This is a genomic window from Streptomyces sp. SID12501 (assembly GCF_010550245.1).
Taxonomy (GTDB): Bacteria; Actinomycetota; Actinomycetes; order Streptomycetales; family Streptomycetaceae; genus Streptomyces.
This window is the reverse complement of record NZ_JAAGLU010000172.1, coordinates 1-772: the sequence shown is the minus strand read 5'-3', so window position 1 is coordinate 772 and position 772 is coordinate 1. Positions and strand designations below refer to the sequence as shown.

The following is a 772-nucleotide window of genomic DNA, read 5'->3' as shown; positions in this document are numbered from 1 at the left end:
TGCTGCACGGCGAACCGCGCTACCGGGCCGTCGTCACCCGCGAGACCGAAGAGGAACAGCGGGCGGCGGGCCTGGAACTGGCGCGCGTCGCAGAATCACTCACAGAGATCGAGGAATCCGCATGATCGGCGTGGCGCCGCCGGACTACGATCCGGCAGCCCCCGAAACGGCCGCGACGCTGCCCGTGGGCACGTCCGCGACCGTTCGGGACTATGTGCGCGGCCTGTTCCGGCGCCACCGGCGGGCCTTCGTGCTCCTGGTGACGGTCAACGCGGTCGCGGTGGTCGCGTCCATGGTCGGCCCGTACCTGCTGGGTCGGGTCGTGGACGATCTCGCGGCCGGGGTCCGCGAGCTGCGTCTGGGCACCGTGACCCTGCTGTTCGCGGGGGCCCTCGTCGTACAGACCCTCTTCGTGCGGCAGGTCCGGTTGCGCGGGGCGATGCTCGGCGAGGAGATGCTGGCCGACCTGCGCGAGGACTTCCTGGTGCGCTCCGTCGGTCTGCCGCCGGGCGTGCTGGAGCGGGCCGGTACCGGTGACCTGCTGTCGCGGATCACCACCGACATCGACCGTCTCGGCAACGCGATGCGCGAGGCCGTGCCACAGCTGGCCATCGGCGTGGTGTGGGCGGGGCTGCTCTTCGGGGCGCTGGCCGTGACCGCGCCGCCGCTGGCGTTGGCGGCGTTGGTGGCCCTGCCGATCCTGGTGATCGGCTGCCGCTGGTACTTCCGGCGGGCCCCTTCGGCGTACCGGTCGGGGTCGGCCCGCTCGGCG

The 772-nt window shown here is 72.8% G+C and carries 1 protein-coding gene; it reads left to right on the top strand.

Translation table 11 applies throughout. The features are described from left to right. Positions 1–121: 121 nt before the first annotated feature. A partial coding sequence (locus tag G3I71_RS45045; RefSeq protein ID WP_275409418.1) for an ABC transporter transmembrane domain-containing protein occupies positions 122–772 on the top strand: 651 nt, incomplete at its 3' end.